The organism is Nocardia sp. NPDC055050 (genome assembly GCF_053608345.1).
Genome location: NZ_JBSGVG010000003.1, coordinates 222966 through 241586, shown reverse-complemented (window position 1 = coordinate 241586; position 18621 = coordinate 222966). Strand labels below are relative to the sequence as shown.

Here is an 18621-nt window from a genome sequence, read left to right as displayed (position 1 = left end):
CCCGCCCATGCGCCGCGCGCGCCCGCCGCGCCGGTCCACCCGCGCGTCGGCCGTGTCGCCGGGCCGAGTCGTTGTGACAGGGCCGGACGGGAACTACACTTTTCATGTATGGGCGGACTCTGGCAGCTGCTCGATCGTCCCGCCGAATATGACGCCGTCCGTAAGGCTTTGACGAACCGCGACACCGGTGGCGTGATCCTCGTCGGTGCCGCGGGCGTCGGCAAGACCACCCTGGCCCGGTTGGTCACCGCTGTGCTGTCCGAGCCGGTGCGCTGGGTGGCCTGTACCGCGTCGTCACAAGCCATTCCACTCGGTGCGTTCGCGCCCTGGATCGCCGCGTCGGTGTCGCGCGATCCGCTCGCGCTGCTGCATTCGGCCCGGGAGAACGTGCTCGCCCAGCCCGATACGGTGATCGGCGTCGACGACGCGCACCTGCTCGACATCCTCTCGGCCACGCTGGTGCACCAGATCGCTGTCGACCGTGGGGCCCGCATCATCGCCACCGTGCGCACCGGGGAACCGCTGCCCGACGCGGTCACCTCACTGTGGAAGGACGGGTACCTCGAGCGAATCGAGTTGGCGCCGTTCACCAAAACCCAGTGCACCGAACTCGTCGAGACCGTGCTCGGCGGGACGCTGGAGGGGCTGAGCGCCGATGTGATGTGGGAGTCCTCGGGCGGCAACCCGCTGTTCCTGCGCAACATGGTCGAGGGTGGCGTCGAGGCGAGCACTCTGACCGATGTCAACGGCGTCTGGCAGTTGCGCGGGCCCACCGCGGTGCCCTCGGGTCTGGTCGAGTTGCTCGGCGAGCGGTTGAGCAGGGCGGGCGCGCCCGTGCTCGACGTGCTGGAGACGCTGGCTGTGCACGAGCCGCTCGACGTCGACATCCTCAGCGAGCTCGTCGGCGCCGACGCCGTGGACGCTGCCGAGGTCACCGGCCTGATCCGGGTCACGAGCCACAACGGGGTCGTCGATGTCCGGTTCAGTCATCCGCTGCTCGGTGAGGTGGTGCGCTGCCGTCTCGGCACAGCCGCCGCGCGGATCCGGCGCGGACGTCTCGTCGAAACGCTGCAGGACCGTGACCTGAGCACACCGGCCCACCGGATCCGGCTGGCGCGACTGTGCGTGGAAAGCGATCGGCCGATCGACATCGTCTTGCTGATCGACGCGGCCAAGGACGCGGTGTCGCTGGCCAATCTGCCGCTGGGCGAACGGCTCGCGCGCGCCGCGTGCGAGCGTGGCGGTGGGCTGCGCGCGGCCGAACTGCTCTCCCGCGCACTGCTCTGGCAGGGCAGGCCCCAGCATGCCGACGAGATCCTGGCCCGGTTCGATCCCGACCGCCTTGATCCGCTGCAACTGGTGCAGTGGGGTATGGTGCGCGCCAGCTTGCAGTTCTGGTCGCTGGGCGATGTCGACCACGCCCGCGACCTGGTCGAGATGCTGCGCACCCGCGTCGAGTATCCCGCTCTTCGCCTGACGGTCGATGCCGCCGCGGCGGCGATGGCGGTCCATGAAAACCACCTCGACGAGGGAATCGACGCTGCCGAGCGGGTGATCGCCGATCCGAACTCACCCCGCCAGGCCGTCGATTTCGCCGCGTTCGCCCTGGGCCTGGCAATGCCGGTGGCCGGTCGCGGCGCCGACTTCGCGCCGATTGCGGCCTGCGGCCGCGCGCAGCAGAAGTCCACCGACGGGATCATCCGGGTGATGGTCCGCTACGGCGACGTTCTCGCCCTGACCACCATCGGCGACCTCGACCTCGCCGAGCAGCGCGCGACCGAATACCGCGAGTTCTCCTCGGCAGGGCAGTTCGTCGGCTGGGCGATCGCGCGCATCGCCGACGGGGTCGTCGCCACCTATCGGGGACGGTTCCGCGAAGCGATCACCGCCTTCGAACAGGCGCTCGCGGCGCTCAACGCCGAGAACTCGCTGCCGTGGAAGCTGCCGGCGCGGCTGCTGCTCGCCCGGGCCTACGCGGCGCTGGGCGAGGTCGAACAGGCCGCGCGGGTGCTCGGTGACGCCGACGAGCACAGCGGGCCACACATGGCCCTGCACGAACCGCAGCGCATCATCGCGCGCGCCTGGCTGGCCGCTGCCGAACACAGCGCGCACTCGGCGGTGGACCTGGCACGCAAGGCCGCCGACCTGGCGCACAGCGCCGGTCAGTACGCCATGGAAGCCGAAGCTCTGCACCATGCCACCCGGTTCGGCGATCGCACCCTCGCCACCCGGCTCACGACCGTCGCCGGTCGTGTCCAGGGCCCGGTGGCGGCGATCTACGCCCGCCACGCCGCTGCCCTCGCCGCTGCCGACCCCCGCGCGCTCGCCGCGGTCAGCCGCGAGTTCGAGTCCGCGGGGCTCCTGCTGTCGGCAGCCGACGCCGCGGCGCAGACGGTGCCGATCTACGACCACGCCGGACAGCGCAGGCCCAGCGCCCAGGCGGCCGCCCGCGCGATGGCCCTGGCCGCCCGCTGCGACGGCGCGGGCACTCCCGCTGTCACCGCGGCGGCGCGCCCCCTGCCGATCACCGAACGCGAACGCGAGATCGCCGCTCTGATCGGCCGTGGCCTGTCCAACCGCGCGATCGCCGAACGACTCTGTGTCTCGGTCCGCACCGTCGAAGGCCACATCTACCGGGCCTGCATCAAGCTCGACGCCACGGACCGCGACCAGCTCGCCGAACTCATCTGAGGTACGCGGGCTACCGGTATCCGATCGCGCGTGCGCTCATCGGCTCGGCTCCGGCAACTGGCATTCGGAGACCTTCGGGTTCATCCCGAGGTAGTTGAGCGGGCCCGCGAGCACCGTGAGTCCGATCGTGCCCAGATCACCGCAATTGGCCGGGGTATTGGTGAAGTAGTCCCGCTGCATCGCCGCTGCCAGCCCGGCCCCGAACCAGACCAGCATCAGCACCGACAGCAAGAATTTCGCGGTTTGGTGGGCCGGACTGGCCCGGATTTCCCGCACTTCGCGAATCTCTCGGTCCCGTCGATTCCGTCGACCGCGCATCGTCATCGCACCCTTCCCGCCGGCGAGCACCACACTGACACACCATGTGAACAGCGCCGACCCGGTGGACGCCGCCACGACACGCGCGAGATTCTGCTTTATCAACTGTGCAGCCCGGTAGCCGCAGAGTCAATGGACGGTATCGGTCGAAGCCCGCACTGCATCGTCTCGACACGGTGCGGGCGGGACGAAGATCAGGCCACGGGTACCGTCTGGTCATCGGCGGCCTTGGCACGCAGATCACCCAGCAGCCTGGTGAGCTTGCGGGAGACACTCATCTGGGACACGCCGAGGCGTTCGGCGATTTCGCCTTGGGAGAGCGTGTCGTAGAACCGCCAGATGAGCAATTGCCGGTCCTGCGGCGACAGCTGCGCCAGCAGCGGCGCGACGGTGATCGTGTCTTCGGTGAGACGGTAGCTCGGATCCAGGTCGCCGAACGTCTCGGCGACGGTCATGCCGGGATCGCCGTCGTTGTCGCGGGCGGGAGTGTCGAGGCTGCGGGTCTGGAAAGCATTGGCCGCCACGAGGGTTCGGGCGATGTCGGTGACCGGCACGTCGAGCTCGGCGGCGAGTTCGTGGGCGGTGGGGGAGCGCTGGAGCCGACGGCTCATCTCTTCGGTCGCTTCCCTGACCTTGCCCTGGAGTTCTTTCTCGCGACGGGGAACGTGCAGTGGCCAGATGTGATCGCGGAAATGCCTGCGCACCTCACCCATGATGGTCGGCACCGCGAAGCCGAGGAACGGTGAACCGGTGGTCACGTCGTAGCGGTCGACCGCCATGACCATGCCGAGCCGCGCGGTCTGGAGTAGGTCGTCGAAGATCTCGCCACGGCCTGCGTACTTGCGAGCGATGTGCTCGGCGAGCGGTAGACAGACCTCGATGATCCGGTCCCGCAGAGCGTCGTGTTCGGGGCTGCGGGGATCGGTCAGCGCCCAGTGTGCGAACAGGGGTTCGGCGTTTTCATAGGTGCGGTCGGTGGTCTCGGACATGCGGATCAGCTCCTGGCCTTCGAATGCTCTCCGGATCTGCGGAGGTGAACCTACAGTGCGTGCAGGTCCAGCATTCTGAACGTCATCATCATTCCCGCGCCGAGGCCGACGGCGCCGAGGATCGCGGCGGGCAGCGATCCGGTGAGCGCAGCCAGGCCGAAGAGGAAGAACACGCAGGTGGCCAACATGATGGTGGTGCTGGTCAGATCCATGCTCGGCGTACTCGTTGTCCGATTACGTGAGTTGGTCATAGATCAAGGGTTCACCAACGCGTCGGTTATTAAACCGTTATTGGTCGACTGGGGTTGACAGGGCGACCTTATAGGATTTAGATGTTTGACCCGACGTGCAATGGGAAAGATCAGTTTGCATCGCGCACGCGCAGATCGCGGGCGAGGTGGTCACGCTGTTCGACGACCAAGCGACGCAACGAACTCGGTGCGTCGGCATTCGCGGCGAGCCATCGGTCGACCCCGTCGAGCGAATCGGCGGCGGGAAAGAGCCCGACCACGATGCGTCGAGCGATCTCGATGCTCCGCTGATCCCATACCGTGCGCAGTGCCGCGAAATAGTCGTCGTCGTAGCGCGCGATCAGGTCGCGGCGGCGGCCTGCGCGGAACCCGTCGATGGTGGCGTCGAGGTGGTCGTTGGTCAGGGTGGGGTCGCCCAGCGCAGAATCCCATGCCGCGGCTTTGACATCTGCTCGCGGGCGGGCCGCGAGTGCGCGCAGGTGAGCGGTTCGCCCCGATGCGGTGCCGTCTCGTTCCCCCTCGGCGTCCAGGTCGGCGAGCTTGGCCTCACCGGTGGCGGCCAGCGCCGTCCACAGCGCCCAGCGCAGATCGGGATCCAGGGCCAGGCCCTCCGGTGCCCGGTCGAGCAGGATCGCCCGGATGTCGGTGGCACGGTGGCCGTCGACGGTGGCGGCGGCCGCCACCGCCCGCGCCCACGCCAGCTGCGCGCCGGAACCCGGTGCCGACGAATGCAGTGTGGCCCAGCAGGATTCGAGCCATTCACCGCGCCACCGATCCCGCGCCGGATCGGGCAGATAGTGCCCGATGGTGAAAGACGCGTTCGCCAGGACCGCGGTGAGCAGCGCCATGTTCGTTTCGACGGGCGCGAAATCACGAGCCATCGACAGGTAGCGTTCGGCGTGGAGTTCGCCGTCGCGGGTGGCGTTCCACAGTGCCGACCAGATCAGTCCGCGCGCCAGGGGGTCGGTGACCCGATTCAGTGAACTCTCCACGGTGGCGAGCGAATCCACGTCGAGACGGACCTTCGCGTAGGTGAGATCACCGTCGTTGAGCAGCCGCAGCGCAGCGGGTGCGAGAGTCACCGGTGTGTGAGCGTCGACGATGTCGAGTTCCACGCGCTCGCGAATCACCAAGTCACCCTCGGCATCGAAGTCGTAGAGCCCGACAGCGAGCCGGTGCGGACGCGGATCGGTTTGCACGATCGCACCGCTGTCGAGGGTCAGCGTGGACACTCCGGTCGTTTGCAACCAGGCCCGCGCCCAGCCCGCCAGATCGCGGCCGGAATCAGCCGACAATTCCGCCAGCAGGTCGTCGAGAGTAGTGTTGCCGAATGCGTGCGTGCGGAAATACCGGCGTACACCCGAGAAGAACTCCTCCCGGCCGACATAGGCGACCAACTGTTTGAGTACGCTCGCGCCCTTGGCATAGGTGATGCCGTCGAAATTGAGTTTGGCGGCCTCGAGGTCGGTGATATCGGCGACGATCGGGTGCGTGGTCGGCAGCTGATCCTGCAGATAGGCCCAGGCCTTGCGGCGGTTCGCGAACGCCACCCAGGCGTCGGTCCACTCGGTGGCCTCCGAGCTCGCGAGCGCGCCCATGTAGTCGGCGAAGGATTCCTTGAGCCACAGGTCGTCCCACCACACCATCGTGACCAGATCGCCGAACCACATGTGGGCCATCTCGTGCAGGATCGTATTGGCCCTGCCCTCGTACTGGGCGGCGGTGGCCGCGCCACGGAACACGTAGGCCTCGGTGAACGTGACCAGCCCGGGGTTCTCCATCGCACCCAGGTTGTATTCGGGGACGAACACCTGGTCGTACTTGCCCCACGGGTACGGGTAGTCGAAGTTCTCGGCGAAGAAGTCCAGACCCTGCTTCGTCACCTCGAAGATCGTGTCGGCGTCCAGGTAGCGGGCCAGCGAAGCGCGGCAATAGATCCCGAGCGGGATCGTGAGTTCCCCTCGCGTCCACGAGGATTCGACGCGATGGTACGGGCCGGCCGCGACCGCGGTGATATACGTCGAGATCGGCAAGGTGGGGGAGAACTCGACGTTCTGGAGCACGCCGTTGTCCTGGATTGCCGCGAACGGCCGATTCGAGATCACCTGCCACCCGGCCGGTGCGGTCACCGCGAACGTGAACGGCGCCTTCATATCCGGCTGTTCGAAGCAGGCGAAGACCCGCCGCGCATCCGCCGGCTCGTACTGGGTGTAGAGATAGGTCTGGTTGTCGACCGGATCGACGAACCGATGCAGCCCCTCACCGGAGCGGCTGTAGGCACCGGTGCCCCGCACGACAACGACGTTCGTCTCCGACAAGCCGACGAGCGCGAGCCGGGCTCCGTCGTACTCGACGGCGACATCCGTGCCGTTGACGGTCACCGATTCCACCGACGGACCGATGAAGTCGAGCCACGTCTGTTCGACGGAGGCACCGAACTCGACGGTGGTCGTCGTCGCGAAACCATCCTGGGACTGATCCGGGGCCGCCGACAGATCGAGTTCGACGCGGTAGGCGCGGACGGTGATCGCGGCCGATCGCGCGGCGGTCTCGGAGCGGCTCAGGTTCGCGGTGTTCACGCCTCGATCCTGCCAGCCGCCCCGGCGCCGTGCGTCGCACTCCACGCGACAACTACTCCACGGTGACGCTTTTCGCGAGGTTGCGCGGCTTGTCGACATCGCGCCCGAGCGCGATGGCCGTGTGATAGGCGAGCAGCTGCAGCGGAATCGTGAGCAGCATCGGGTCCAATTCCGGTGCGACGCGCGGGACCCGGATCACTTCGTCGGCCGCGTCCGGCGGCAGGTCCGCGTTCGTGACGGCGATCACGGGTCCGCCGCGTGCCTTGATCTGTTCGATGGTGCTGAGGTTCTTGGCCAGCAGTTCGTCGTCGGGGACGATCACCACGCTCGGCATCTCCTGGTCGATCAGCGCGAGCGGGCCGTGTTTGAGCTCGGAGGCCTGATAGGCCTCGGCGTGCACGTAGGAGACCTCCTTGAGCTTCTGCGCGCCTTCGCGGGCGACCGGCCACGCCCGCACCCGGCCGATGAAGAACATGCTGCGGGCCTTGGCGTAACGGTGCGCGATCTCGGCGATCGCGTCTTCGTCGGTGAGGACCTGGTCGATGGCGGCGGGCAGGGCGCGCAGGCCGTCGACGATGCGATGGCCGTCGGCGGCCGACAGGTCGCGAACCCGGCCCAGCAGCAGGGCCAGCATCGTGAACGACACGGTCATATTGGTCAATGCCTTGGTCGAGGCAACCGAGATCTCCGGGCCCGCGTGCAGGAACACCCCTGCCCCGCACTGGCGAGCGATCGCGCTGCCCACCGCGTTGACGGCGCCGATGACCCGGCCGCCCTTGCGCTGTAGCTCCTGCACCGCGGCGAGGGTATCGAGGGTTTCGCCGGACTGACTGATCGCGACGTAGAGCGCGTCGGGATCGACGACCGGATTGCGGTAGCGGAACTCCGAGGCCGGTTCCGCGGTGGCCGGAATACGGGCGAGTTCCTCGATCAGCTGGGCACCGAGCTGGCCCGCGTAGTAGGCCGAACCGCAACCGAGGAAGACGACCTTGCTGATACTGCGCAGTTCGCGGGCGTCCATGTTCAACCCGCCGAGGTGGGCGGTGGCGAAGCGGTCGTCGAGGCGCCCACGCAGCGCTCGGCGCACCGCCTCGCTCTGTTCGGCGATCTCCTTGCGCATGAAGTCGGGGAATCCGCCGAGCGCGTAGTCCTCGGCCACCATGTCGATGGTGGTCGGGGTCTTGTCGGTCTGTTCGGACTCGACTCCCAGTGTGCTGGTGCGGAATTCGCTGTCGCGGATGGTCGCGAGCTCGCCGTCGTCGAGGAACACCACCCGCTGGGTGTGGTGGACGAGGGCGGCGACATCGGAGGCCACGAACATCTCGCCGTCGCCGACGCCGAGCACGATGGGGCTGCCGTTGCGGGCGACCACCAGCTCGGCCGGGCGGCGCGCGTCGAGGACCAGCAGACCGTAGGTGCCGCGGACCCGGTGCAGCGCGGCGCGAACGGCGTCTTCGAGAGATTCGGATTCCTCGAGTTCGCGCGCGACCAGGTGGGCGATCACCTCGGTGTCGGTGTCGGAGACGAGATCGATGCCGAGCGCGGTCAGCTCGGCCCGCAGTTGTTCGGCGTTCTCGACGATACCGTTGTGCACCACGGCGATACGGCCGCTGACATCGGTATGCGGGTGGGCGTTGGCGTCACTGGGCTCGCCGTGGGTGGCCCAGCGGGTGTGCGCGATGCCGACGGTGCCGCGCAGAGCGGTGGTGTCGGCCTTGTCGCGCAGGTCCTGCACCCTGCCCCGGGTTTTGCACACGCGCGCCTTGCCGCGATGCGGCAGTGCCAATCCGGCCGAATCGTAGCCGCGATATTCGAGCCGATGCAGACCCTCCAGCAGCACGGGAACAGCTTGCCGGTGACCGATGTATCCGACGATTCCACACATGGCGTGATGAACCCCTTACCCGTAGACGATGCGACGAAGTTGTCGTTCGGTGAATGACGGTGCCGCGACCGGGCGCTCGCCGAGTTCGATCTCGAGGCGTCGCCAGATCTCGGCATTGCGCATCTCCCGAGCTTGCAGCTCGGCATGCCTGCGCCGGACGAACTGCTCGGCCGTCTCGTCGAAGTAGCCGACGATGTCGGCGACGACCCGGGCCGCCACGCGTTCGGGTAGGCCGGTGGACGCCACGACATAGCGGACCAACTCGGTGGGTACCCCGTCATTCACTCGCACGATCATGCCTGCCCCGACCGGGTTCGCCAACATCCCTGCCCGAATTCGGGCAGATTGTGTCGCGACTGCGCCTCGATGGGACGCGTCATGCATGCAGTCGGTCCGGCCGATGCGCGCGGAGTTCATGCCGTTATCGCCTTGTGAGGTGTGAGCCGCGACTTGCGAACAATTTGCTGGAAGGGTGTCGAGTACACGGAATACTGCGCATCCGAGTGGAGGTTGTGGTGAGGCGACGAATGGGCGACGCATTCAGTGACCGGCTCTATTTCGCGGGCCCCGCGTCGGCATCGGATGAAGCAGGCGGCAGGCCAGAATACGTCGTCGACGCGGCAATCGTGACGATCGCGGAAGAGATCGTGCGCACGGGTTTCGATACCGAGGATATCGTGCACCAGCGGCTGCGCAGGTTCTGTGCGCACGCGAAAGCCGAAGGCGCGATGGTGAATTGCCTTCTCGGTGCGGCAACTGCGGTGGAAGACGGAGGGGTGGTGCCCTTTGTCGGCAGAGTCGTCGGCAGGCTCGGGCACGCGGAGTTGTTGTTCGATCTGGCTCTGGACGAATCGGGTTTCGATCCGTTCGACGGTAACCCGGTGGTGAATTCGGTCGGGCCGGGGGCGATGACGGAACTGGATTTCGAATTCGTCATCGCTCAGGTGAGTGAGCTGGTCGATAGCTTGCTGCTACCCAATTATCTGGCACTGCTCGAATGGCGTGACCTCACCGGGGAGGCGCCGCGATCACGTCAGCCGGAGCAGTCGGCCGCGTTGCTGTACGAGCTGAACGAACGGCTCGCGCCGGTCCTCGGCGACATGCCGCTGGCCTGGTTGTTGCTGCACTACGCGGAGTTCGGCGTCGCGCCGCTGGCGGACTCGATCCATCGCGCGCTGCTGCGCACCAACGCCGCCGACGCCGTGGCCGCCGCGCGTACCGCCGCGGCGGCACTCACCGCGATGTCGTTCGTGTCCTCCTCGGCCAGGCTGGGTGATCTTCCGGTGGTGTCACGCCGTCCACGGCATCAGCCGACGCTGGTCACCGCCAACCACGTCATGGCCGATCTGGTCTGCGCGCTGTCGCGCTGCGATACCGCGAACGGCTGGCAGGCCGACGCGAAACTGCTGCGGACCGCCGACGCGCAGACGGTCGGCTGGCTGCTGGTCGAGGACCGCCGCCATCGACGTGAAACCCGCAGCAGCCGAGGCGATCTCATGGCATCGGCGATCGGGCTCGAGATCATGCTCGGCGTCGATCACACGTCCGGTTCGGCCCCGGCGACGGCGCAGGCGCCGGCGGCGACCGCGATCACCGCCGATCTGCTTCGCGTCCTGCGCCTGCCCTGGGACCAGATCCCGGAGTCGGCCCGCTACAGTCCGCGTCATCTGGACGGTGCCCTGCGTTTGGCCTGTTGCGCGATGGAGGCCATGGCCCCGGGCGTCGAGTCCATCTCCGATATCCTGCGCCGCGCGGCCGATCGGGCGATCCCCGCGCTGAGCGCCCGCCCGGAACCACCGATCTATCTCCAGGGCGCACTGGCCCTGCTCGAGTCCTGGCATCATGGCGGTGCGCCCCGCACCCGCCCCCTGCTCGAGGCGACCGAACCCATCGCCCCCGTGGTCTTCTCCACGCTGCTGCTGATCGGTGCGGCGCTACTCGAAATGCTCGCCGAGGAGTTCGACGCGGACGTGACACACGTACTCGACGCACTCGAGACGCGCCTGCGAGCCCGCGACCGTTTGGCGGAGTGACGACGGGATGGGTCGTTGCTCTCAGTGAAGATAGGCGGTGAGCTGAGGGACGGCGTTGACCACGTGCTGGGCGATGATCGGTTGGCGGATCAGGGTGAAGGCCCAATCCTGGTGGGGGCGGTGCAGTTTGCCGACGACGATGCCGGTGTGGGCGCCGACGCTGTCGAGATCGATGCGGATCAATTCGATACCGGTGACATTGTCGACGACGCGGCAGAAGCCGTTGGCGATCTGGTCGAACCGCTGGCCGGTGTAGCAGGTCACCAGGAACACGATCGTGGTGACGGCGGGATCGAGGAGGGCCAGGTCGACCACGATCACTTCGTTGTCGCCGTCCCCGTCGCCGGTGACGCTGTCCCCGAGATGGCGCAGCGCGCCGTCGCGCGAGGTGAGCTGCTCGTGGAAGGCGACATCGACGAAGTTCTCGCCGGCGAACGACAGCGCCGCCGCGTTGAGATCGATGTCCTTGCGGCGGGGATGCATTCCGTTGGCGTGGGCCGGGTCCCAGCCCAGGCCCATGCTGAGGTGGGTGATTGCGTGCGTCATGCGGTACTCCTGGCCGATAGAAACCCGCCCGACCGAGGACGAGCAGGGTTGCCGACCAGACTTCCCGGCTCGTCGACCCATAAACATGGGGTAAAGATCACGCCCAGCACAAATCTGGCTGCGTGCTGTGCGCGCCGTCCGGCCGGGTTGTGGTCGCCACGGGACTACCGTGACGGCGATGAGCGCACGCTTCGAAGAACTCGGCTGGCGGCAGACCCCGATCGGCGAGATCAGTCTGCGTCGACGCTTCGATCCGACGGTGCGGGCCGATGTCTACGAGGTGAAGCTCGGTGACGAGTACCTGATGTCGAGCTTGTTCACCGTCGCCGAACGCGCGCTGTCGCGGCTGGGATTGGGGCGCACGCCCGGCGACCGGCTGGATGTGCTCGTCGGTGGGCTCGGCTTGGGATACACCGCGCGAGAAGCGTTGCTGGACCCACGAATTCACGCGCTCACGGTGATCGAGTACTCCGACGCCGTCATCGAGTGGCATCGCCGTGAGCTGCTGCCCGACACCGCCGGGTTGGCTGCCGACTCCCGGGTCGAGCTCGTCTGCGCGGACTTCTTCGCCGCGGCGGCGGGGCCGGTGGGATTCGATCCGGCACAACCGGGACGCGTGTACGACGCGCTGCTGCTCGACATCGACCATTCACCACGCCATGTCCTGCACGGTTCGAATGCCGAGTTCTACACCCGCGAGGGCCTGCGCGCGGTCGCGCAACACCTGGTCGACGGCGGCACCTTTGCGATGTGGTCCGACGACGCACCAGATGACGAGTTCCGCGAAATTCTGGAATCCGCCTTCATCGATGTGGAGGCGCGGCCGATCCTGTTCGACAACCCGCTGACCCGCGGGCGATCCGGCGCGACGATCTACCTCGCGACCAGGTCCCACCGCGCTCGGAGCACAGACCGCGACCAGGCATTATGTGACTAGGAACAACAATGCGGCGAAGTGATTGCCGTCGGCGTCGCTGAGGTTGATCGTAAGTGTCTGGGAGTAGTTGTCCCACACACCGAACCTCCGGCGATCGCGTCATGACGGGCCGGTTCGGGATCGAGCTTTTCGGATTCGACATCGGAGTCAGGATGAACAGCTTGCTCGAAAACCATCGCGGATGGGTAGCCGACATCTTCACGGATGGGTTGTACGGACGCAGTGACGCCCCGAGCCCCCGCGCGACGGTCGCCAACGATGCCCGGCCGCTTGCCCCCACCGACAGCCACCCGCGCCGACCGGAGGAGGTGATCGGGTGGCGCGCACTGTGCTCCTGCGACGGCTGGCACGGACGAACCTGGCTACGCACCGATCTGTCCGCCGACCACGCCCCCTCCGCGCGGGTGCTGCATTGCTCCACCGGACGGCTCGACGCCGACCTCGCCCGCCTGGTCCTGGCCGAATGGGACTATCACCAGCTCGAGATGCAGGCGCTGATTCCGGTGCGCCTGGCGTTCGAGGACACGGCGTCGGCACAGCGGCGCCTCGTCGAAGCCGTCCGCTTCGTGCGCGCGTCGGGAGCGTCGTGGGAAGCGGTCGCCCGGGTGATCAGCGCGCCGTCGGCGGAAGCGGCCGAATCGCGATTCAGTACTTGGACATCCCAGGGGCACAGCGCGGCGGAATTGCGCATACCGTAATCCCCACCGATTCGGCCATTCCGCTCAGCCTGAATTCAATGATGGTCGCGGCGCGTTCCTGCTGGTTTCGTGTGACGAGATCGTCCAGGTTCGAGTGAGAGGCCTCCGTATGTCCGTCCATGACGCAGCTGTACCCGGGAGCGCGGTGCGGGTGGTCAAGCTCGGCGCCCACATCGGCGCTCAGGTCGACGGGGTTCGGCTCGGTGGTGACCTGGACGCGCGAACGGTGGCCACCATCCGCGCCGCGCTCAGCGAGCACAAGGTGATCTTCTTCCGGGGCCAGCACCACCTGACCGAGGACGGGCAGTACGAGTTCGCGCAGTTGCTCGGCAACCCGACCACCCCGCACCCGACGGTCACCTCCGCCGGTGCGAAGAGCCTGGCCATCGACTCGCACCAGACGCGGTCCAACGTCTGGCACACCGATGTCACCTTCGTCGATCGTGTCCCGCAGGCTTCCATCCTGCGTGCGGTCGCCCTGCCCAGCTACGGCGGTTCGACCACCTGGGCTTCGACCGTGGCCGCCTACAACTCGCTGCCGGAGCCACTCCAGCGACTCGCCGAGAGCCTGCGCGCGCGGCATTCGAACCGCTACGACTACGCCGCCGAGATCCAGGACCGACCCGCCGATACCGACCGCGACTACCGTCGCGAGTTCGAGTCCACCTATTTCGAGACCGAGCACCCCGTGGTGGAGGTGCACCCCGAGACCGGTGAGCGCGCCCTGCTGCTCGGCTGCTTCGTCAAGGAGATCGTCGGGCTGTCGAGCAACGAGTCGCGGGCACTGTTCCGGCTGTTCCAGGACCGGATCACCCGCCTCGAGCACACCGCCCGCTGGAACTGGTCGCTGGGCGACGTCGCGATCTGGGACAACCGGGCCACTCAGCACTACGCCATCGACGACTACGACGGCAGCGAGCACCGCAGGCTCACCCGCATCACGCTGGGCGGTCCGGTCCCCGTCGGGATCGACGGCACCGCGAGCACGGTGATCGCCGGCGACGCCGAGCCGTACACCGCACCGCTCGAGCGTGCGGCATAACCATCATCGACCGCCACCAGCTCGCGCGCGTCCCCGGGCCAACACCCGGTATCGACTATCCTTCGACGGCACATTCGACCGTTGATCACGCGCGAACAGGTACCCACTGGCTCAGTCCGACGATGGGAATGCCGTGAATTTGTGGAGCTATGTCCAGGACCGAGGCGAGGTGTTGACCTTCCTCACCTATCAGCATGCGTCGCTGGCCTTTCAGACCGTGCTGGTCGGCACCGTCGTCGCGATCCTCATCGCGGTGGCGGTGTATCGGTTGCCGCTGGCATCGGCGTTGACCCTCACCTCGAGCCGGGTCGCGTTGACGATCCCCTCGCTGGCACTGCTGGCATTGCTGCTGGTCCCGTTCGGCCTCGGTGTGGTGCCGTCGTTCATCATGCTGGCGTTCTTCGCGGCCCTGCCGGTGATCGGTAACGCGATCGTCGGGCTGCGATCGGTGCCTGCCACGGTCGTCGAATCCGCGCGCGGCATCGGACTTTCGCGCTGGCGGATCCTGCTCACCGTCGAGCTGCCGATCGCCTGGCCGGTGATCCTCACCGGGATCAGGGTCTCGACCCAGATGATCGTCGGTGTCGCCGCGATCGTGGCCTACGTCCTCGGGCCCGGCCTCGGCTCGCTGATCTTCAACGGCCTGTCGCGTCTCGGCGGGGCCAACGCGCTCGAAATGGCGCTCACCGGAACCATTCTCATCGTTGCCATCGCGTTGGTCTTCGACGCGCTCCTCGTCCTGCTCGGACGCCTCACGATTGCCAAGGGACTGTGATGACCGATGTGACCAGCCAGCCCGCGCCGACCGCGCCCCAGCGCAACGTGACCGGCGACTCCATCACCTTGGACGGGGTCGTCAAGCGGTACAAGGGCCAGGACACCCCCGCCGTCGAACGCCTGGACCTCGAGATCGAGGCCGGCAATATCGTCGCGTTCGTCGGACCTTCGGGCTGCGGTAAGACGACCACGCTCAAGATGATCAACCGGCTGATCGAGCCGACCGAGGGCCGGATATTCATCGGCGGACGTGACGTGACCCGCGAAGATCCCGACAAGCTGCGGCAGTCGATCGGCTATGTCATCCAGTCCGGTGGGCTGTTCCCGCACTGGTCGGTCGCCAAGAACATCGGCGCGATCCCGCGGGTGCTCGGCTGGGACAAGAAGCGAATCGCCGAACGCACCGAATATCTCCTGGATCTGGTCGGTCTCGACCCCGCGACCTTCGCCGACCGTCTGCCCAAGGACATGTCCGGCGGCCAGCAGCAGCGTGTCGGCGTCGCCCGCGCGCTCGCGGCCGACCCGCCGGTGCTGCTGATGGACGAACCGTTCGGCGCGGTGGACCCGATCACCCGGGTTCGCCTGCAGGACAGTCTGATCGCGATCCAGCACGAACTCGGCAAGACCATCGTGATCGTCACCCACGACTTCGAGGAAGCCACCAAACTCGGTGACAAGGTGCTCATCCTGTCCGAGGGCGGACACGTCGAGCAGTACGCGACACCGGAGGAGATCCTCACCGACCCGGCGACGCCGTTCGTCGAGGAGTTCGTCGGATCGGGCGCGAAACTGGCCTATCTCACGGTGTCTCGGGTCCGCGATGTGGAGGTCGACCCGGTGACCACCGCCAAGATCGGCGAATCCTCGCAGGTCGTGATCGGGCGGGCGAAAGCCGCGGGACACACCTGGGTGGTGGTCGTCGACGACGCGGGGCGGCCGCGGTCGTGGCCCTCGCTGCCGGAAGTGGCGAGCAAGCCGGAGGTTTCGGACTACCTCGATCGCCGGCTGCCCGTCGTCGCGCAGTCCTCGACCCTCAACGACGCGCTCGACGCCATGCTCGCCGCCAGTCAGGGGGCGACCCTGGTCACCGACGGTCGCGGCGCCGTAGTCGGCTCGCTGAACATCGGCTCGGTGACCGACGTGATCCAGACCAAGCTCGCCGAAGGGCACGCCGCCGCCGAGGACCTGTCCTACGAAACCTACGTCGACGGTTCCGATCCCACACCCACCCCGGTCGTCGCCGCCGACGAACACGGATCGGCCGGACCGGCATGAACCGACTGCGCCGGGTCCCGATCGATGTGTGGTTCGAACCGCTCATCATCGTCGTGATCGGCATCGGATACGTGCTCTGGTATCAGTCGTCGACGTTCACCGCGACCGAACAGGCCTCGCTCGGCTGGGCCAATCTGCAGACCACGATCCTCGAGCACATCCGGCTCACGGTGGTCGCCACGCTGATCGTGGTGGTGGTCGCGATTCCGCTCGGCATCGCCTTGACCAGGCCCGCGTTGCAGCGGTTCGAGCCGATCGCCGTCAACATCGCCAATATCGGTCAGGCCGCGCCCGCCGTCGGACTGCTCGTGCTGTTCACCTTCTGGCTCGGCACCGGGTTCCGCACGGCGGTCGTCGGTCTCGTCGTCTACGCGATCCTGCCGATCCTGCAGAACACGATCGTTGGGCTGCGGCAGGTCGATCACCGCACCATCGAGGCCGCTCGCGGCATCGGCTTCTCGGCCGGGCGGACGCTGGTTCAGGTCGAATTGCCGCTGGCCGTGCCGGTGATCCTCAACGGCGTGCGCACCGCGCTGGTCATCTTGGTCGGCACCGCGACGCTGAGCACCTTCATCGGCGCGACCAGCCTGGGCACGCTGATCACGACCGGTGTCACCCTGTTCCTGCCCAAGCTGCTCATCTCCGGCGCCGTGCTCGTCGGGTTGCTGGCGTTGATCATCGATTGGCTCGGCCGACTCGTCGAACTGGCCGCGACCCCACGAGGTGTCTCATGAGGCGAGTCCCGTTGATTACCGCGCTGGTCGCGACGCTGTCGTTGCTCGCCGGGTGTGGCCTGGTGAGCTCGTCGGGCACCTTCCACGACGCGAGCCTGCCCGGCGGCGAACGTCCCCTCGACGGCGCGAAACTGGTCGTCACCTCGAAGAGCTTCACCGAGGGGGTGTTGCTCGGCAAGATCACCGCGACCTACCTGGCCGCGGCGGGGGCCTCGGTCACCGATCTGACCGGCGCGCCGGGGTCGGCCTCGTCACGGCAGGCCCAGCTCAACGGCGACGCCGACGTGCTGTGGGAATACACCGGCACCGGCTGGGTCAACTACCACAACGAGACCGAGACGATCGTGGACCCGCAGGAGCTGTGGCAGCGCGTCCACGATGTCGAAAAGCGTGATTACGACCTGGAATGGCTGCCCCCGTCCAACTTCAACGACACCTACGCGTTCGGTGCGTCGACACCGACCGCGCAGCGACTCGGCGTGAAGTCACTCTCGGACGTGGCCGCGCTGCCGGTTGCCGAACGAACGTTCTGTGTCGACGACGAATTCTTCAGTCGCTCGGATGGTTTCATTCCGATGCTGCAGAAATACGGCATCCCCTACAACGATCCCAACGGTGTGCCCGCGGGCAACGTCACCCGCATGGACGCCGGCGTCGTCTACACCGCGACCGCCAAAGACTCTCCCTGCCACTTCGGCATGGTCTACACCACCGACGGCCGCGTCAAGAACCTGAACCTGGTGGTCCTGGACGACGACAAGAAGTTCTTCCTGCCCTACAGCGGGACCGCGGTCGTGCGGGGCCCCGTCCTCGCCGCCCACCCCGAACTGCGCGAACTCCTCGGCACGATCTCCGAACTGCTCACCGACGACCTGATGCGAGAACTCAACGGCCGTGTAGACATCGACGGAGAAGACCCCGCCGACGTCGCCTACGACTGGCTGAAAAGCGCGAAACTGATCGCCTAGCGCAGCGGCACGCTGCCGCGGGCGATCCAGCGCCGGGGAACGTGATCGACGCCGGTCTATGATCGCGCTGTGCCTCAGGATGGTCTTGCCGACGTGCAGCGTTTCGATCCGGTGCCGGACCCGCGGCCGACCGATGAGGTGTGGCCGGAGCTGAAGTGGCCGGTTGCCCCGGATGCCGAACTCGTCGGTGAGACAGTGCGGTTGAGCCCGGTCGATCCGGCAGCGGACGCGGCCGAGTTGTTCGCGGTGCTCGATCACGATGTCGTGTGGGCCCACATTCCGTTTCGTCCGCGCGATCGACAGGAACTCGAGGTGTTCCTGCGGTCGTGGCACGCGACGCCGGAGAACCATCTGTGGATTGTCCGAACGCGCCGGGCCATCGCCGGCCACCCGGTCGGTGCGATCGTCGGGATGACCTCCTATCTCGAAACCCGAGCGAGGGATGCCCGGTTGGAGATCGGCGCCACCCTCTTCGCCCCGGGCGTGTGGGCGAGCGGGGTGAACCCGGAGGCCAAGTGGCTGCTCCTGGGCTATGCGTTCGACACGCTGGGTGCCGGTCGCGTCGAGCTCAAAACCGATGTGCGCAATCACCGTTCGCAACAGGCCATCGCGCGCCTCGGCGCCCGGTACGAAGGCACACTGCGCCGCTATTCCCGGCGCGCCGACGGCACCATTCGCGACTCCGTGCTGTTCTCGATCACGGTGGAAGACTGGCCGGACGTCAGAGCGCGTCTTGCCGGTCGGCTTCACGATCTCGGGCATTCCGTGAACTCGTCCGCGGCACCCCTACGCTGAACGCGGCCGGCCACCGATGCGCTGATACGCGTAGGCGCCACGAGGGTTTCGCGTTTGCGTAGCCTGTCCTGCCGGCGATCCGACTACTCGGCAGGCCCTCACA

The 18621-nt window shown here is 67.3% G+C and carries 17 protein-coding genes; 10 read left to right on the top strand and 7 right to left on the bottom strand.

Annotation, left to right across the window (positions count from 1 at the left end; all coding sequences use genetic code 11):
• Positions 1 to 108 precede the first annotated feature (108 nt).
• Complete coding sequence (locus tag ACWGCN_RS05675; protein ID WP_452458882.1) at positions 109 to 2691, top strand: LuxR C-terminal-related transcriptional regulator; 2583 nt, start codon at positions 109 to 111, stop codon at positions 2689 to 2691.
• Positions 2692 to 2727: 36 nt separating this feature from the next.
• Here ACWGCN_RS05675 and ACWGCN_RS05670 read toward each other — a convergent pair whose 3' ends face one another.
• The 6 genes from ACWGCN_RS05670 to ACWGCN_RS05645 form a co-directional block, all read right to left on the bottom strand.
• Complete coding sequence (locus ACWGCN_RS05670; protein ID WP_378990065.1) at positions 2728 to 2967, bottom strand: hypothetical protein; 240 nt, start codon at positions 2965 to 2967, stop codon at positions 2728 to 2730.
• Positions 2968 to 3203: 236 nt separating this feature from the next.
• Positions 3204 to 3998 carry a SigB/SigF/SigG family RNA polymerase sigma factor gene (locus tag ACWGCN_RS05665; protein WP_452451227.1) on the bottom strand — a complete coding sequence of 265 codons (795 nt, stop codon included), beginning with the start codon at positions 3996 to 3998 and terminating at the stop codon, positions 3204 to 3206.
• A gap of 50 nt (positions 3999 to 4048) precedes the next feature.
• Positions 4049 to 4249, bottom strand: coding sequence for a hypothetical protein (locus ACWGCN_RS05660; protein ID WP_452458881.1), 201 nt, complete (start codon positions 4247 to 4249; stop codon positions 4049 to 4051).
• 110 nt (positions 4250 to 4359) lie between these two features.
• The gene (gene pepN, locus ACWGCN_RS05655; protein WP_452458880.1) at positions 4360 to 6828 is read right to left on the bottom strand and encodes an aminopeptidase N; all 2469 of its coding nucleotides are present in this window, start codon (positions 6826 to 6828) and stop codon (positions 4360 to 4362) included.
• A 52-nt stretch (positions 6829 to 6880) separates the two neighbouring features.
• The gene (gene glmS / locus ACWGCN_RS05650) at positions 6881 to 8713 is read right to left on the bottom strand and encodes a glutamine--fructose-6-phosphate transaminase (isomerizing) (protein ID WP_387444894.1); all 1833 of its coding nucleotides are present in this window, start codon (positions 8711 to 8713) and stop codon (positions 6881 to 6883) included.
• 15 nt (positions 8714 to 8728) lie between these two features.
• The gene (locus tag ACWGCN_RS05645) at positions 8729 to 8998 is read right to left on the bottom strand and encodes a hypothetical protein (protein ID WP_378990060.1); all 270 of its coding nucleotides are present in this window, start codon (positions 8996 to 8998) and stop codon (positions 8729 to 8731) included.
• A 230-nt stretch (positions 8999 to 9228) separates the two neighbouring features.
• Between ACWGCN_RS05645 and ACWGCN_RS05640 the strand changes: the two genes are divergently transcribed.
• Entirely contained in the window at positions 9229 to 10746 is a 1518-nt protein-coding gene (locus ACWGCN_RS05640; protein ID WP_452458879.1) for a hypothetical protein, read from the top strand.
• 21 nt (positions 10747 to 10767) lie between these two features.
• Here ACWGCN_RS05640 and ACWGCN_RS05635 read toward each other — a convergent pair whose 3' ends face one another.
• On the bottom strand, positions 10768 to 11373 hold the full coding sequence (locus ACWGCN_RS05635; RefSeq protein ID WP_452458878.1) for a TerD family protein: 606 nt from the start codon (positions 11371 to 11373) through the stop codon (positions 10768 to 10770).
• A 97-nt stretch (positions 11374 to 11470) separates the two neighbouring features.
• On the opposite strand from ACWGCN_RS05635, the gene ACWGCN_RS05630 reads away from it, so the two are divergent.
• The 8 genes from ACWGCN_RS05630 (at position 11471) to ACWGCN_RS05595 (ending at position 18518) form a co-directional block, all read left to right on the top strand.
• Positions 11471 to 12229 carry a spermidine synthase gene (locus tag ACWGCN_RS05630; RefSeq protein WP_452451222.1) on the top strand — a complete coding sequence of 253 codons (759 nt, stop codon included), beginning with the start codon at positions 11471 to 11473 and terminating at the stop codon, positions 12227 to 12229.
• A 152-nt stretch (positions 12230 to 12381) separates the two neighbouring features.
• On the top strand, positions 12382 to 12927 hold the full coding sequence (locus ACWGCN_RS05625; RefSeq protein ID WP_387444901.1) for a hypothetical protein: 546 nt from the start codon (positions 12382 to 12384) through the stop codon (positions 12925 to 12927).
• A 109-nt stretch (positions 12928 to 13036) separates the two neighbouring features.
• On the top strand, positions 13037 to 13969 hold the full coding sequence (locus tag ACWGCN_RS05620; protein WP_379318476.1) for a TauD/TfdA dioxygenase family protein: 933 nt from the start codon (positions 13037 to 13039) through the stop codon (positions 13967 to 13969).
• Between the two features lie 133 nt (positions 13970 to 14102).
• The gene (locus ACWGCN_RS05615) at positions 14103 to 14744 is read left to right on the top strand and encodes an ABC transporter permease (protein ID WP_378628901.1); all 642 of its coding nucleotides are present in this window, start codon (positions 14103 to 14105) and stop codon (positions 14742 to 14744) included.
• Positions 14744 to 16021, top strand: coding sequence for an ATP-binding cassette domain-containing protein (locus ACWGCN_RS05610; protein WP_452458877.1), 1278 nt, complete (start codon positions 14744 to 14746; stop codon positions 16019 to 16021). The genes ACWGCN_RS05615 and ACWGCN_RS05610 overlap by 1 nt, the downstream gene beginning before the upstream one ends.
• Positions 16018 to 16755: an ABC transporter permease gene (locus ACWGCN_RS05605; RefSeq protein ID WP_378990051.1), complete on the top strand. Its 738-nt coding sequence runs from the start codon at positions 16018 to 16020 to the stop codon at positions 16753 to 16755. The genes ACWGCN_RS05610 and ACWGCN_RS05605 overlap by 4 nt, the downstream gene beginning before the upstream one ends.
• On the top strand, positions 16752 to 17723 hold the full coding sequence (locus tag ACWGCN_RS05600; RefSeq protein ID WP_449962142.1) for a glycine betaine ABC transporter substrate-binding protein: 972 nt from the start codon (positions 16752 to 16754) through the stop codon (positions 17721 to 17723). The genes ACWGCN_RS05605 and ACWGCN_RS05600 overlap by 4 nt, the downstream gene beginning before the upstream one ends.
• 69 nt (positions 17724 to 17792) lie before the next feature.
• Positions 17793 to 18518, top strand: a complete 726-nt coding sequence (locus ACWGCN_RS05595; protein ID WP_452458876.1) for a GNAT family N-acetyltransferase — start codon at positions 17793 to 17795, stop codon at positions 18516 to 18518.
• Positions 18519 to 18621 lie beyond the last annotated feature (103 nt).

What these genes read in the sequence shown, in the direction of transcription:
- ACWGCN_RS05625 (WP_387444901.1), top strand. Translation starts at nt 12,382, where the DNA reads ATGAACAGCTTGCTCGAAAACCATCGCGGATGGGTAGCCGACATCTTC.
- glmS (WP_387444894.1), bottom strand. Translation starts at nt 8,713, where the DNA reads ATGTGTGGAATCGTCGGATACATCGGTCACCGGCAAGCTGTTCCCGTG.
- ACWGCN_RS05600 (WP_449962142.1), top strand. Translation starts at nt 16,752, where the DNA reads ATGAGGCGAGTCCCGTTGATTACCGCGCTGGTCGCGACGCTGTCGTTG.
- ACWGCN_RS05605 (WP_378990051.1), top strand. Translation starts at nt 16,018, where the DNA reads ATGAACCGACTGCGCCGGGTCCCGATCGATGTGTGGTTCGAACCGCTC.
- ACWGCN_RS05660 (WP_452458881.1), bottom strand. Translation starts at nt 4,249, where the DNA reads ATGACCAACTCACGTAATCGGACAACGAGTACGCCGAGCATGGATCTG.
- ACWGCN_RS05620 (WP_379318476.1), top strand. Translation starts at nt 13,037, where the DNA reads ATGTCCGTCCATGACGCAGCTGTACCCGGGAGCGCGGTGCGGGTGGTC.
- ACWGCN_RS05635 (WP_452458878.1), bottom strand. Translation starts at nt 11,373, where the DNA reads ATGGGTCGACGAGCCGGGAAGTCTGGTCGGCAACCCTGCTCGTCCTCG.
- ACWGCN_RS05665 (WP_452451227.1), bottom strand. Translation starts at nt 3,998, where the DNA reads ATGTCCGAGACCACCGACCGCACCTATGAAAACGCCGAACCCCTGTTC.
- ACWGCN_RS05675 (WP_452458882.1), top strand. Translation starts at nt 109, where the DNA reads ATGGGCGGACTCTGGCAGCTGCTCGATCGTCCCGCCGAATATGACGCC.
- ACWGCN_RS05610 (WP_452458877.1), top strand. Translation starts at nt 14,744, where the DNA reads ATGACCGATGTGACCAGCCAGCCCGCGCCGACCGCGCCCCAGCGCAAC.
- ACWGCN_RS05630 (WP_452451222.1), top strand. Translation starts at nt 11,471, where the DNA reads ATGAGCGCACGCTTCGAAGAACTCGGCTGGCGGCAGACCCCGATCGGC.